The 15,019-nt window shown below is 46.0% G+C and carries 14 protein-coding genes; 10 read left to right on the forward strand and 4 right to left on the reverse strand.

Annotation, left to right across the window (positions count from 1 at the left end; translation table 11 throughout):
* Positions 1–89 precede the first annotated feature (89 nt).
* Entirely contained in the window at positions 90–854 is a 765-nt protein-coding gene (locus NDI48_23890; protein ID MEP0834211.1) for a methyltransferase domain-containing protein, read from the forward strand.
* A gap of 35 nt (positions 855–889) precedes the next feature.
* On the opposite strand, the gene NDI48_23895 is transcribed toward NDI48_23890, so the two are convergent.
* Positions 890–1,486 (reverse strand): YdcF family protein, encoded by a 597-nt coding sequence (locus tag NDI48_23895; protein MEP0834212.1) that lies wholly within the window; start codon positions 1,484–1,486, stop codon positions 890–892.
* A gap of 379 nt (positions 1,487–1,865) precedes the next feature.
* Here NDI48_23895 and NDI48_23900 point away from each other — a divergent pair, with 379 nt between their 5' ends.
* From NDI48_23900 to NDI48_23920, 5 genes are all read left to right on the forward strand, one after another.
* Entirely contained in the window at positions 1,866–2,069 is a 204-nt protein-coding gene (locus NDI48_23900) for a hypothetical protein (protein MEP0834213.1), read from the forward strand.
* 149 nt (positions 2,070–2,218) lie between these two features.
* Complete coding sequence (locus NDI48_23905) at positions 2,219–2,986, forward strand: ChaB family protein (GenBank protein ID MEP0834214.1); 768 nt, start codon at positions 2,219–2,221, stop codon at positions 2,984–2,986.
* A gap of 80 nt (positions 2,987–3,066) precedes the next feature.
* Positions 3,067–3,231: a rubredoxin gene (locus NDI48_23910; protein MEP0834215.1), complete on the forward strand. Its 165-nt coding sequence runs from the start codon at positions 3,067–3,069 to the stop codon at positions 3,229–3,231.
* Positions 3,232–3,264: 33 nt separating this feature from the next.
* A complete protein-coding gene (locus NDI48_23915) occupies positions 3,265–4,542 on the forward strand; it encodes an NAD(P)/FAD-dependent oxidoreductase (GenBank protein ID MEP0834216.1) in 1,278 nt (425 codons plus the stop codon).
* A 421-nt stretch (positions 4,543–4,963) separates the two neighbouring features.
* A complete protein-coding gene (locus tag NDI48_23920; GenBank protein MEP0834217.1) occupies positions 4,964–6,850 on the forward strand; it encodes a DUF11 domain-containing protein in 1,887 nt (628 codons plus the stop codon).
* A gap of 9 nt (positions 6,851–6,859) precedes the next feature.
* Here the strand turns inward: NDI48_23920 and NDI48_23925 are convergent, their stop codons facing one another.
* A complete protein-coding gene (locus NDI48_23925; GenBank protein ID MEP0834218.1) occupies positions 6,860–7,906 on the reverse strand; it encodes an LD-carboxypeptidase in 1,047 nt (348 codons plus the stop codon).
* A gap of 11 nt (positions 7,907–7,917) precedes the next feature.
* Positions 7,918–8,676, reverse strand: a complete 759-nt coding sequence (gene dhaL / locus NDI48_23930) for a dihydroxyacetone kinase subunit DhaL (protein MEP0834219.1) — start codon at positions 8,674–8,676, stop codon at positions 7,918–7,920.
* A gap of 336 nt (positions 8,677–9,012) precedes the next feature.
* Here dhaL and NDI48_23935 point away from each other — a divergent pair, with 336 nt between their 5' ends.
* A complete protein-coding gene (locus tag NDI48_23935; protein MEP0834220.1) occupies positions 9,013–9,228 on the forward strand; it encodes a hypothetical protein in 216 nt (71 codons plus the stop codon).
* A gap of 379 nt (positions 9,229–9,607) precedes the next feature.
* Complete coding sequence (locus NDI48_23940) at positions 9,608–10,339, forward strand: GDSL-type esterase/lipase family protein (GenBank protein MEP0834221.1); 732 nt, start codon at positions 9,608–9,610, stop codon at positions 10,337–10,339.
* A 40-nt stretch (positions 10,340–10,379) separates the two neighbouring features.
* On the opposite strand, the gene fusA is transcribed toward NDI48_23940, so the two are convergent.
* Entirely contained in the window at positions 10,380–12,440 is a 2,061-nt protein-coding gene (fusA, locus tag NDI48_23945) for an elongation factor G (GenBank protein MEP0834222.1), read from the reverse strand.
* A 249-nt stretch (positions 12,441–12,689) separates the two neighbouring features.
* Between fusA and NDI48_23950 the strand changes: the two genes are divergently transcribed.
* Complete coding sequence (locus tag NDI48_23950) at positions 12,690–13,052, forward strand: hypothetical protein (GenBank protein MEP0834223.1); 363 nt, start codon at positions 12,690–12,692, stop codon at positions 13,050–13,052.
* A gap of 155 nt (positions 13,053–13,207) precedes the next feature.
* Positions 13,208–14,977: a DUF262 domain-containing HNH endonuclease family protein gene (locus NDI48_23955; protein MEP0834224.1), complete on the forward strand. Its 1,770-nt coding sequence runs from the start codon at positions 13,208–13,210 to the stop codon at positions 14,975–14,977.
* The last annotated feature ends 42 nt before the right edge of the window (positions 14,978–15,019 follow it).

Genomic DNA, 15,019 nt, shown 5'->3' on the forward strand with positions numbered 1-15,019 from the left:
GTGCTTAAGGTAGCAGGGGGGGCGGGGGGCAGGGGAGGTGGGGATAGGATTAATTTATACTCATCATCGCCGTGGAGAATGGTTGTTCAATGGCAGAGAATCAGTGGAAGAGTGCATTGTACGAAAGCAAGCATTCCTTTGTTTGGCAGTATGGTGCTGACTGCTTAGAATTGTTGTCCCCAAAGCGGGGTGAGCGAATCCTGGATTTGGGGTGTGGAACTGGGCAACTGACGGCGGAAATTGCCGCAAGCGGTGCGATCGCAATTGGCATTGATCGGGCACCAACGATGATTTCACAAGCTCAGCAGAATTATCCAGACTTGCAATTTGAAGTTACCGATGCCACAAATTTTCATTTTGTGGAACCGTTTGATGCGGTGTTTTCTAATGCAACGCTGCACTGGATCAAAGAACCGGAAAAAGTCATCACTTGTATTGGGAATGCTCTAAAACCGGGCGGTCGTTTTGTGGCGGAGTTTGGTGGTAAAGGAAATATCACAGCAATCGTAACGGCGATTAATCATGCCTTAGAAATCGTTGGCTATCCGGCAGAACCAGAGCGTAACCCCTGGTATTTTCCTAGCATCGGAGATTATGCAACTCTACTGGAAAAACAAGGCTTTTCAGTAACCTATGCCACTTTGTTCGAGCGTCCAACACCCCTAGAAGATGGCGAAAAAGGTTTGCAAAACTGGCTGGAAATGTTCGCCAATAGCTTTTTCCAAGCTATCCCGATTAACGAACGCACAGGTGTTATTGAAAAGATTGAACATCAATTACGACCAGAGTTATATGGGGATGGCACTTGGTTTGCTGATTATCAAAGGCTCCGTGTTGTTGCCAAAAAAGAATAGGTGATTCTGAACACCTTGCCAATTTTGTGTTGCACTTATCGGTAGCAAGCACTTAACAACATACTAGAATCGAGTTTCGGTTTTTGGGCAATGTCTGCTTTCTGAGAGAGACTCGCGCCGGTATGACCTGTATTGGCCCAAAGGATGGCTCTTGCACCATCTCGAAGGCATTTTTTTGTGGATTCGGTAGGCTTCCCCGTAGGAATCGGTACAGGAGAAATCTTAATTCCTCTGCTGCCAAACACAATTTCACCGATAACAAGGGCGCGGCGCATATGGTAGTCAGAAGTAATTAAATAAACGCTATCCACTCCCTGAGATTGAAACTTATCCACGAAACTTGTGAAGTTAGTCACTGTATCCACTGCTTCATAATCCAAGTGGACGCGACTTTGTTTAATTCCTGCTTTGGCAAATACGCGTTTTGCGTAGTCTTTAGGGCTACCCGACGACACCCAGATGGGTAGCTCTGGGTGCTGTGCAGCAAACTTAGCCGCAAACCGCTCTCGCTCTGTTGCTCCCCCTAAGACAAAGATGGCATCAGGTTGTGGAGTCTGCTCCTTACCGCATCCTGTCGCTAATACCAACAGCGTAAAAGCTAAACCGGCAGTTGTTTGCTGGAGTCGTTTCATGGGCTTAGATGAGATGTGCAACTAAACTAACTTAACCAAGCAGCTATCATTTGGCTGAGACATAAAGCCATACCTCTCCTGTAAGTGCTTTACTCCAAATTATTAAATGCAAATCCAACAATAATCTCCCAAGCTAGGTATTTAATATCTCACTCCTAGACTACTTGCACCGCGTCTGTGTGTCCCCACGTCCCCGCGTTTTCTGGGTTGATTTCGATCGTAAACGGCTATTCCAGTCCAGTAATGTTGGAGAATTTTGAACATGGTCTGTTTCATCGAGTGGCAACCCGCTACGGAAGGAATAGTATGAGTGTATAAATTCTTGCACCCAACTAGATTTCTATCCAATCCCAAATCTAACCTCTCAAATCTAAATCCTATGAGTCAATCTCCCCCATCTGATACTCAGATATTGTCTTACGTTTTTGCTGGTACTCTGGCGGTTACTGTTATTGTTTATGTCCTGAGAGGCTTTGCTGTTCCTGGTTTCACGGCTTTACCGGGTATTGTGGTTTGGATCTTAATTTTGCTGTCGATCGCCACGGGATTGGCTTACGGCGTTCAGAAAACTCGGCGTTATTAAGCTTAACCTGTAACACTCCATACAGGATTTATCAAGTATCTTTAAATATTGCTAAATAATCAATCTTAAGGGCGATTTTGTGCTAATAAGCCGTCAAGTAGCCTTCTAGAGACATCAAGAATCAGAACATATGCCTACGGAGGGTAAAAATGGTTGACGAATATAAAGCAGAACGCACGGTTTCAGCCGTATTTAAGGAACAAGAGCAACTCGATCAAGTGGTGCGGCGATTAATGGATCGGGGCGTGCCTCAAGACCACATTTCGGTCATGGGCAAAAATTTTCAGTCCAAAACCCGAATTGCCGGTTTTATCACTAAACGGGATGTCGTCTTTGGGGGATTGCGATCCGGTGCAGTTTTTGGTTCCTTATTTGGCTCCTTTTTGGCTCTACTAACGGGTGTTGGTGTGTTGTTTATTCCCTTTGTTGGCCCTGTAGTAGCAGCTGGCCCCTTAGGTGCGCTACTGTTGGGTGCGGCAAGTGGAGCGATCGCAGGAAGTGCGGGTGCAGGTTTAGTTTCTGCCCTTGTCGCCTGGGGAATGCCGGAAGAGAAGGCAACCATTTACCAAACTCGCGTGGAAGCGGGTGAGTTTCTGGTGATGGCAGAAGTCCCCGCCAATAAAAGTGGAGAATTTCAATTGCTATTGGAAAGTGCGGGTGGGGAAGAAGTGCATACCACTGAGATGACCCTACCTCGCGCCTGTCCGGGTCGGTGTAATGAGGCTAGGGACTTGTCTCCAGAAGTGCGATCGCATCTCTCTGAAGAGGCTCAAAGAACCTTCATGGAACGCTACAACACTGTCTTCGATGAGACAGAAGACCCGCTGAAGGCAGAACAGGCAGCTTGGGAGACGGTTCACCAACAGTATGAAGAAGATGAAAATGGTGTCTGGTCGAAGCAAAAAGCGACCGTTTAGCTAAACCTAAATAAAATATTTAGCCTCCGGAAGCCGCTTTCTGGAGGTTTATACTATTTTCGGTGCTTGGAGGAGTAACAATGAAGAAATATCTCTGTACCGTTTGCGGCTACGTCTATGACCCGGAAGAAGGCGACCCGGATAGTGATATTGCACCGGGAACCGCTTTTGAAGATATCCCTGAAGATTGGGTCTGTCCTGTGTGTGGTGTAACGAAAGAAGACTTTGAAGAGTATGAAGAGTAGAAAACGTTCGTTTTTATTGGTACTTTATTAACTTTGCAACCTTTACGAATTATAGTCATCGGGGGTGGTGCGGCGGGTTTTTTTGGTGCAGTGACCTGTGCGTCTGCCCATCCCCACGCCCAAGTTACTTTACTAGAAGCTGGGCGTCAGCCTTTATCTAAGGTTCGGATTTCGGGTGGGGGACGCTGCAACGTCACTCATGCCTGCTTTGACCCAGCGATTTTGGTGCAAAATTACCCCAGAGGCAGCAAAGCGTTGCGGGGGGCTTTTACGCGATTTCACGCGAAGGATACCGTTGCTTGGTTCGAGTCTCAGGGTGTGAAGCTGAAAACCGAGTCCGATGGACGGATGTTTCCCGTCACAGATAATTCAGAAACCATTGTGAATTGTTTGATGAATGCCGCTGAGGATGCTGGAGTCCGGTTTCGCATGGGTACACCAGTGAAGTCAATTGAACCACAACATTCTCGACTCTCAGGAGAAAATAAGGATAGCAACCCTACCCCATGGGCGTTTGAGGTTGAATTAAAAACGGGTGAGATTTTAAGGTGCGATCGCATCCTCCTCGCCACGGGTAGCAATCCCCAAGGTTACGCGATCGCTCAAGCGTTAGGTCACACAATTGTATCCCCTGTTCCTTCTCTGTTTACCTTCAATATTCCTGACCGCCGCTTGCAGGATTTAGCAGGGGTAAGTGTGAGTAATGCTCATTTACGATTACCGGAAGCGGGTAAAACCTTAAAAGAGCAAACAGGGCCATTGTTAATTACTCACTGGGGGTTAAGTGGCCCTGCGGTTCTCAAGCTTTCTGCTTGGGGTGCTCGATTTTTACATCAGCATCATTACCAAACTCCTTTACTCGTCAATTGGCTTCCTCAGTACAACGAAGAAAGTCTGCGTCAAATGCTATTGGCCGTTAAGTCTCAGTTGCCGCGACGCCAAATCACGACTAGTTGTCCTGTGCCTATCCCTAAGCGTTTGTGGGAGAGTTTAGTGGCTAGTGTTGGTATTGGTGCAGAAGAACGTTGGGCGGAAGTCTCGAAAAAAGCGCTCAACCAACTCATTCAAGAACTGATTCAAGGACAGTATTGGATTAAAGGAAAGGGGATTTTTAAAGAGGAGTTTGTTACCTGTGGCGGGGTAAGTTTAAAAGAAGTGGACTTTAAGACGATGGAAAGTCGTTTAGTTCCGGGTCTTTACTTTGCGGGAGAAATCTTGGATATTGATGGCGTCACGGGTGGATTTAACTTTCAGAGTGCTTGGACGACGGGATGGTTAGCGGGTCAAGCAATGGGACAGAATCAGGACTAACGCACCGTAGAGGAAATTTTGCCGTGCTTGAGCGGCTATTGATCTCCCCCCAGCCCTCCTCATATGATCGGCGATTTTATTCTTCTTGAGAATTTTGCAAATACTAATAGTTATTCGCCCTAAATATAGGCTGTTTAAAAACTATAAAATCTTGCCAACAAGGAGTTTCTCAATCGGTGCTAATACATCTCTTTGTGGGGTGAACACAAAATCGATCTTTTGTGTTGTAGCTGCTCATATGCCAGCTTTGTTCATGACACAATCCACCTTAACAAATATTTCCCTCTTTAGGGAGAGTCGAGGCAACTAATTAGCCATTAGCATCTACCTCGTTAAGAAATTAAGCCAATTCTTTGTTGAAGGATGCTAACAGCCTGAGCTGTCGTGTGTCTCACGATGGCCGCTGTTGCTATGCTCGCTCATGCCATTTGTTAACCACAAATTTACTTCTGTAATTCAACATCAGCGTCTCGGCTGGCTGCTTGGCAGTACACTCCTACTGTTCGCAGTTAACAGCTCACCCGCAGCCGCTAACGTCACCATCGTCCAAGAGGACTTCACCGATGCGACTTCCTATGGATGGACAGGGGGTGGAACATTTACCCCTTGCTTGACAGCTACAGGGTCATCGTCGCCAGGGTCACTTCCCACCTGTGCTACAACCGCCGATGCTCCCGGAGCTGGAGCCTTGCGGTTGACTAACACTCTCCAAGGCATACGAAGTTTTGTTTTTTACGACTATGCCATTCCTTCCAATCAAGGATTGGTCATTACCTTCGATTACTTCGCTTACGGAGGTGGCGGCTTAGGAGCTGGTTCTGGGGCTGATGGGACAACGTTCTTCTTGTTCGACGGCAGGACTAATGCACCTGTTTATGGTGCTCCAGGTGGTGCCTTGGGGTATGCCCAAGAATTCAGCAATACTGCCCAGGAAAATGGGCTAACAAATGCCTACATCGGTGTTGGAATCGATGAGTTTGGCAATTTTGCTAATGACTATGAAGGACGAGGTAATGGTTGTCCAAATCGTTCTCCCTTCGGGTTTGGACCGGGGTTGTCTCCACCAGAGGCACAGGTTAAAGACTCAGTAACAGTCAGAGGTCCCGGTAGTGGGACAACAGGATATTGCTTCCTCGGCAATTCCGGTAACTTAACGACTAGACCTAGAGGATTCAGCATTGATAACCCGACAGCTACTTCGCGCACAGCTTCAGGCACAAGAAGGAGAGTTAGGGTTACGCTCAGTACCAATAACACCATCACTCTAGAAATAGACCCGAATGGGACAGGTTCAGCTTTTGAAACTGTTTTAGATGCTTTCCCAGCTCCAGCCAACCGACCCGATAGTTTCAAGTTTGGTTTTGCCAGCTCGACTGGGGATGGGATAAATTTTCATGAACTGATCAATGTGCAGGTGGAAACCATAGCCACTCCACCTCTACCGGACTTAGCCATTACCAAGACTCACTCCGGTAACTTCATTCAAGGCCAAACCGGTACCTACACCTTGGGAGTGCAAAATTTGCCAACGGCTACGGGACCCACCTATGGCCCGGTAGCGGTAACAGATACTTTGCCTGAGGGTTTCGATTTCGTCTCCGCTACGGGCAATAACTGGAACTGCTCCGCCGTCGGGCAACAAGTTACCTGTGTATACAATGGCCCTGCTGTTAATCCCGGTGGCACTCTTCCAGACATCACACTCAACGTTAACGTAACCTCACCCCCCGGTAACTACTCCAACCAAGCTGTAGTTTCCACAACAGGGGATAGTAATGAGACGAACAACACTGTAACCGACCCCACCCGCGTTGTCACGACTGGGGCAGCTAATCTGCGTCTGGTGAAGCGAATTACGAATGTAACCAGAAGTGGGCTACCACTCGCAGGGATTAATTTCGCGAGCTTTGTGGATGACCCAAATGATGAGAATGACAATGCACCGGGTTGGTCACAACTCTCGCCAACGGGACTTTATAATCTGGGGCTTGACTATCCTTTACAAACTAACGATGAAGTGGATTACACCGTCTATTTTCTCTCGGATGGAGGTAGCCCAGTCACCAACGTCAATGTCTGTGACTTGATTCCTACAGGAACAACATTTGTTCCTAATACTATTCAGGCATTGAATGGAATAACCCCAAGAGAAGGTACTTTCTTCTCACCCTTGGCACCGTTACCTGCGGGAAATTCCTGCTCTAACCAAACTAATCCTGAGGGAGCCGTGATTGTGAATCTGGGGGATATCTCTAATGAAGAGGGGAGCAATTTTGGTTCAATCCGCTTCCGCGTGAAGATTGACTAAAACAGTCGTTCAGACAACAGCAGATTCTAACAGATGAATCGTGCCTTGATGAGCATCAATTTCCACTTCCAAACCAACGGGTACTGTGAATTTATCCTTGATATGACCGATCATCGAACCATACCAAGCCGGAATACCTAAGGGTTGAATATGGTCTCTCAATACTTGTGCCAACGTTAATGAATCTTCCTTGTCTTTTGGCACACAATTAGTACATTGTCCAAATATAAACCCAGCGATTTGGGGCAAGATTCCTGCTAATTTTAACTGAGTTAGCATCCGGTCTACTCGGTAAGGGTCTTCCCCTATTTCTTCCACAAATAAAATGGTTTGTTTCCAGGAAGGTAGGTAAGCTGAACCCACCATGGCGGCAAGTACGGATAAATTGCCGCCAACTAATTTCCCCCTGGCTTTTCCAGGAGTAATGGTTTCCACACGGATTGGGGTTGTCGTCAAATTATCGCGGTTAGGACGGGGATTTTGTAGGGTGAGAGCTTCCCCGTTAAACAGGATGCGCCTCACATAATCCACTGTCAATGGATTCCAGGTTGACGTTCCTACAGCTCCATGAAAGGTGACGATTCCACTGCGGGCATAAATGGCTAAGAGCAGAGCTGTAATATCGCTATAGCCCATGAGAATTTTAGGAGAGGTGCGGTAGCGATCGTAGTTGAGGAGTGGCAAAATCCGATTACAACCCCAACCTCCGCGCAGGGTGAGAATCGCTTGAACCGATGAGTCGGCAAACATCGCATTGACATCAGCCGCACGGTTAGCATCGGTTCCTGCGAGATAGCCGTAGCGATCGAGGATATGCGCCCCCAATTTAACCTTTAACCCCAGTCCTGCCAAGGTTTGTTTGACCTGTTCAATATCTTTAGGTTCAATCGGACTTGCAGGATTGATTAATCCAACGGTATCGCCCACTTTTAAGCGGGGTGGTTTCAGAATCGTTTCCGGGGAGGGGTACCCTTGAGCGATAGGCGGCAACTGAGCGGCGAATGCAGCCAGTCCAACGGTTTTGAGAAATTTTCGGCGATTAATAATGAATGACAAATGCTCAATAACTAATGACTATTAACAGTATCCAGTAGCGCCTGGAGAATGAGATAAGTAGAAGTAGCACCGGGGTCTTGATGACCACTGCTTCTTTCGCCTAAATAGCTAGCCCGTCCTTTCTTGGCTATTAGAGGAATGGTGCTTTTCATGCCTGCTTCAGCGGCGGCTACGGCTTTTTGTAAGGCTTCTGGCGTACTTGCGCCTTGTGCGATCGCGTCCTTAAAGGCATCGATGGCGGGAGAAAGAGCGTCCAGCATGGTTTTATCACCCAAGTTGGCTTTACCGCGTTGCACAACACCATCCACTGTGGCTTGGAGGAACGTTACCATGTCTTCATCCGTGAGATCCTGCTTACCCGTTACTACTGTACTTGCTCGCAGAAACAGCGTTCCGTAGAGTGGCCCACTCGCACCACCCACAGTAGAAATCAGGGTCATGCTAACCGCTTTGAGGATAGTACCAATATCGTGATCGGCAACACTAGGTAACTGAGCGATCACCTTTTGGAAACCCCGATTCATATTAATGCCATGGTCAGCATCTCCGATTGCAGCATCGAGTTGGGTCAGATAATCCTTATTCTGCTCTAAAACTAATGCCACAGCCTGCAACCATTGCAAGATTTGCTCTTTACTCACCATAGTTTCACTCAGCGTTTCACGATCTAGACAGGCTTTGCCTATCTTCGCATCTTGAAGGGTAGGGATTGAGTAGAGTTCTGGCAAACATCCGGCTTTAGGCCGAAGAAAGAAGGCGGTGGCTTCCATTTAAGCTGGTCAACCCTCTAAATCCTGCGTGCTGATTCAGCTCTCGACGCCTACATGCTGTAAAACGTTGAATCACTTCTGGTCTAAAGTGATTGAAAACTCACCGCTTCGTTGCTATCCTTAAGTTATCTAACATTTTGTAAAGAAATTACCTGCGGCAAGCTCTCAAGGGATGAATGTTTGATGAAATTTGCCGATGTGTTTTCCCAAGAATGGCTAGAGGGGTTTTCAGGGGGTATCTGAGGCGGCATGTTCAGGCGAGCGCTCAATGGCTAGATTTTCGCATAAGTCTTGCATTTTGCGGTGATAGTTCACTAGGAGTCCTATAGTCGAGCCATGACATCTGTAAAATTGTTACCCACAGCCCTCTATGAGTTATTTGCTAGTGCCACTGTTTCCGGTCGTCTAACACTGGCTGACCGTTATGGGCTAATGGCGGCACTGTTGCAAGACTCGCTTCTAGAGGATGAACTGTGCGTGATCAATCGACTGCTTTATTCCGTGCGTAAGGGACGAATTTCTGTGGTTGATGATATTTCTGTTGTGTTGTAGGGATAAACCTATCAGACTGTGAGTTTCCAGGGTCATCCACGCTTCCGCTACCGCGTTTCTTCTACTCTTCACGCAGAACTCTTTCTCCACAAAAAAAGGTGCCATCTGCCTAGCGCGTAGCGTCAGTTTCAAGTCCTCGAAATCTTGATGTAATTGGATTTTATTTTTAAACGTAGATGCGTAGTGGCTTGCCGAAGCGTCCCACTCCAGACACAGAGAGCGCACAGAAAGAAAAAAGAGATATTTTTACAATTGAATTAGCACCCCTAGAGTGACAATTTATATCTATTACCAAGAAGAATTGTTATTAGTGGTAGTTAGCCAGTTAGTGATAAGCTGACTTTTGTGTGATTTTTTGACGTGCCGACTCATAGACACAGTGGTTAAAATTGTCTTCCTCATTTCCCTAGTCTTTAATATATTCATTTTAGGGCTAGGCAGTATTTGGGTTTACTCAAAAGGCGGAATTCCTTATATAATTCGTAAAACTTCCTTCTTGCAAAGTGCAGCATCGAGAGCAAAATTTATGTATGACACCCCTTACTACTGGGAGAGAAAAAGCCACTTCGATACTTTACCCCAATCAGAATCAGATATCGTATTTTTGGGAGATAGCCTCACGAATGCCTGTGAATGGCATGAATTTTTTAGAAATGTTCACCTCAAAAATCGAGGAATTTCTGGGGATACTACCAATGGACTGTTAAACCGGATAGATGAGGTGATTGAATCCAAACCCCGGAAGATTTTTATGATGATTGGAATCAATGATTTGAATCAAGGAAGGAACGTCGAAGTTATTTTAAATACCTACAAAATAATTTTGAAGTCTTTTCAAGATAAGACCTCAAAAACAGAAGTTTTTGTGCAAAGCATTCTACCTCTAAATAATCAAAAACACCCTAACAATGGGACGAATAATAAAATTATTGAACTCAATGCTCAATTGAGAATTTTAACGCAAGAGTTTTCATTTCACTATATTGATTTATTCTCGGCTTTTTTGGATGAAAATAATCAATTAGACGCTCGATATACAATAGATGGCATCCATTTGAATGGGCAAGGATACTTGGTTTGGAAGGGATTGATTGAGAAAGATGTTCGGTAGATATTCCCGACTTCTTCAAGAAGTCGGGAATCTATCAGCCTCACCTAAGCGCCTTTGCGGTTAGCTGTGCTTGTTGGCTAGCTGGAACTGGACGATAAGTTGCAAACTCCATCGTGAAGCTAGCTTGACCGGCAGTGAGCGATCGCACTGTCATTGAGTACCCGAACATTTCCTTGAGTGGTACTTCAGCACGAATCACTGCATACCCTTCCATCGTCTGGGAACCCAGTACCAATCCGCGCCGAGAGGATAAATCGCCCTGTATCCGTCCCACATACTCGTTGGGTGTTTCCACGTCCACAAGCATAATCGGTTCCAGGATAATTGGCTTAGCCATAGCGAAGGCTTGCTCGAAGCCATGCTTGGCTGCAACTCGGAATGCCAATTCCGAAGAATCAACCGGGTGGTACGAACCCCCTTCCAGAATCACCTTAACCCCAGTCACCGGGTAACCGATGAGAAGTCCACTGGTAAGTGCATCACGGAACCCCTTCTCACACGCCGGGATAAATTGGCTGGGAATGGCACCCCCAACCACCCGCTTCTCGAACACAAACGGCTGATCGCACGGTTCAATTCGACCTGTGACATGAGCGAAATCTCCGGAACCTCCTGTCTGCTTCTTCAGGGTGTAGTCGAATTTCCCTGCCTGCGAGATGGTTTCGCGGTAAGCTACAGCAGGCGCACCCGCATAAACCTCTGCATGGTATTCCCGCTTCATCCGCTCCATATAGATGTCGAGATGCAGTTCACCCATCCCCGAAATCAGGGTTTGGTTGGATTCTGGGTCAACACTAACCCGGAACGTTGGATCTTCACGCATAAAGCGATTCAGCGCTTTCGACATCCGATCCGCATCCTCCTGATGCTTCGGGGTAACGGAGAGGGTAATCACGGGTTCTGGTACGAACATCCCTTCTAAAGAGAGGTTTGTCCCTTCCGAACAAAGGGTATCGCCAGAGGCACAGTTCATACCAATCAGTGCCACAATGTCACCCACTGCCGCTTCTGCGATCTCTTGCCGGTGGTTGGCGTGCATCCGCACAAATCGCCCAATCCGCAGCCGCCGACCAGTACGGGTATTGTAGAGGGTATCTCCTTTGCGGAGTGTGCCGGAGTAGATGCGAGTGTAGGTTAGCTGTCCGGTTTCCTCGTCGGTAAGTTTGAACGTGAGCGCGACAAGTGGGCCATCCGGGTCAGGATAGACATGAACCGGCTCATTCGTTTCCACGTCGATCGCCTTTACCACTTCCCGATCTTCTGGTGATGGCAGGTAGAGAGTCACGGCATCCAACAGGTTTTGCACCCCTTTATTTTTGTAAGCTGAACCCATGAGCACGGGAGTCAATTCCAGAGTTAATGTTGCTTTGCGAATCGTTTCCCAAATCATCTCCTTGGGAACCTCTTCACCCTCAACCAGTTTCTCCATCATCGGTTCTGAGAACATGGAGAGGCGATCAAGCATCTTTTCCCGTGCCTCTTCTGCCTCACTCCGCAAGTTAGCAGGAACCGGTAGAATCAGGTGTTCTTCGCCTTTTTCTCCAGCAAAATAGCTTGCTGTCATCTCAATTAAATCGATAACGCCCTCAAACTTGTCCTCGCTGCCAATGGGATACTGAAGGGGTATGGCGTTCAAACTCAGCTTATCTCGAAGCGCTTGCACAACGCGGAAGGGATTGGCACCCACCCGATCCATCTTATTAATGAAGGCAATACGCGGCACTCGGTAGCGCTTCATCTGTCTATCCACGGTGATGGACTGTGACTGGACACCCGCCACCGCACACAGCACCATAATCGCACCATCGAGAACCCGCAAGGCACGCTCGACTTCAATGGTGAAGTCTACGTGTCCGGGAGTGTCGATCAGGTTGATTTGGGTGTCATGCCAGAAGCAGGTGGTGGCAGCAGAGGTAATCGTAATGCCTTTTTCTTGCTCTAACTGCATGAAGTCCATTGTGGCACCGGCACCACCTCCCCGAACTTCTTCAATTTTGTGGATTTTGCCCGTATAGTAGAGAATCCGCTCCGACAGGGTTGTCTTACCAGAGTCGATGTGGGCAGAAATTCCAATGTTTCGGATGTTACTTCGGGGAATCATAGGACTGGCTCCTTGTCTTGCCAGGGTAATGGACTGATATTTGCCGTTTGCAGGGCAATACCCTAATTATACTACATCTATGCTACAAAATGGGCGATCGCACCGTCCCCCTATCCTCAAACCGGATGAGTCGTATACCTTCCGCAGCTACTTCCTGATGAAGTTTGCGCCAGCGGATATTCTGCGTCGGAGCAGGTTCGAGCAAATTTCATGGATAGAATCAGAAGGAAAAGGCTCTTTTTGTAAGAAATGGCTGAAATTGTCACGCTTGAACTTCCCGAAACGCTGGCACAACGAGCCAAAGAAATTGCTGCTCTGACGAACCGACGACTTGAAGATGTGTTAGTTGAATGGATTGATCGTGCTAGTCAAGAACTCCCTGTGGAGTCACTACCCGATGATTGGGTTTTGGCGCTGTGCGATATGCAGATGGAACCAGAGCAACAAGAAGCTTTGAGTGAGCTTTTGGAGCGTAATCGCGAGGGGCAACTCAATAATGAAGAAGCCAATCAACTCGATAAGTTGATGCAGGTTTACCGAAGTGGCTTAGTACGCAAGGCGCGATCGTTGAAAGTGGCGGTTGAGCGTGGCTTGAGACCTGCTCTCAACTAAAGGTAATGGCTCGTATATTGGGTGATGGCTGGTTGCCCTCCTCCAAAGGACTAGCGATCGCTCCCTTACTGGCACAAGTGTGATCGCGTTACAGTGAGGTATGAATATCTAACATAGTTAAATACCCAATAGCTCATTCGTTTCTGAGATACCAAATGGCAACTATTGAATCTCACGACTTTACTCTTGAAAAGCTCTTTAATGATTTCTATGTTGTTCTAGATTATCAGCGCGAGTATGTTTGGGAAGAGGAACATGTTAATGCATTTTTAAATGATATTTTTACTGAGTTTTCTTCAAATCGATCTAGCCCATCTTCAGAATACTTTATTGGCAGCATCATTGTCTGCGTTAGGGAAAATAATGTGTATGAATTGATTGATGGTCAGCAGCGGATGACGACGGCATACTTGGCTCTTTGTGCTATAAGGGATTATCGAAAAAACATTAAGCCAGATGAACCTCTTGATTCTATAAAAAGCCTTATTGCTTCTACTTATATTGATGATGAAGGAGACGAAAAATCTCGAAACAGGGTTGAACTTCAGTATGAAGATAGTCGTGGCGTTTTGGAAAAAATTGCCCTACAAGAAAATTTTGATGATATTTCTGAAACTAGCTCAGTACAGAATATAAAAAATGCTTATTATCTTATCTATGACTTTCTTGTTAGTAAATTTGGTCAAAATGAGGAAGCTGTTCAAAAAGTTAAAAGATTCTATGCTTATTTTATAAAAAATGTAAAAGTTGTTCGTGTAGAAACACCGAGTATGGCACACGCACTAACCGTTTTTGCAACTATCAACAATCGCGGTGTGGGTCTCGATGCTATGGACTTGCTAAAAAATTTGATGTTTATGCAAGTCAAAGATAAAGAATTTGAACGGCTTAAAAATAAGTGGAAAAAAATGATTGATACATTGTTTGAAGCAGATGAGAAGCCTTTGCGATTTCTCAGATATTTTATATTAGCACGGTACGATGCTGGAGAGCGTCTGCGAGAGGATGGAATATACGATTGGTTGTCGGCAAATAAAGAGCTGTGTGGGTATAGAACAAGACCCATTGCTTTTGTTGATGAGCTTCTTAAAGCTGCCCAAGCCTTCGTTAAATTCAAAAATGGCCAAGATTCACAGGCTAGACAAAATCGTTATCTGGTAAACATAGGCTATCTTTCTACCAAGCAGCATCTGATGCTACTCTTGGCGGGTCAGCGCTTACATCCAGAGCTTTTTACAGAATTATCTCGTCATATTGAGAATTTATTATTTGCCTATATTATTACTCGTGAAGGGACTAATAAACTAGAAACGCTGTTTACTTTATGGACGGCAAAACTTCGTCAAGTGCAAGACAAGGCAGATTTTGATACATTCATTGCAGATGAGATTCAGCCTACTAAACAGAAGCTAGCTGAACGTTTTGAACTTGCATTTCGTAAGCTGGATGAATCATCTATGCAGAAAAAAATGATGCACTATATTCTGGCAAAGCTAACTCAGTACATTGACGAGCTTGCTTGGGGAAGTAGTGGAGCAGCAGTGGAGCTAAAAACCTATATCAATAAAAAGGTAACAGTCGAACATATATTACCTCAAAATACTACAGATGAAATAAAGTTGGCCTTTGATAAAGCTAATGAAATAGATACATACATTAAGCGCTTAGGAAATCTTACTCTACTTGAGAAATCAATTAATGCTGCAATAAGTAATAAGCCGTTTGAATTCAAAAAACAGGCCTATCCACAATCAAATTTTCTTATTACCAAATCGATACCGAAGCAAGTAATTGTTGGTATAGATACAGCAGTTGACCGTGCTGTGAAAGACCTAGAAAGTTTTGAGGAATGGAATTCTAAATCGATTGAGCGTCGCCAGGAAATGCTAACTCAGTTGGCTAAAAAAGTGTGGGATATACATTAGCCTGTAGACTAGGCATGGCTGAAGCTAAAATTTTGGCGAGTT

Source organism: Microcoleus sp. AS-A8, from assembly GCA_039962225.1.
In the GTDB taxonomy this organism is placed as follows: Bacteria; Cyanobacteriota; Cyanobacteriia; order Cyanobacteriales; family Coleofasciculaceae; genus Allocoleopsis.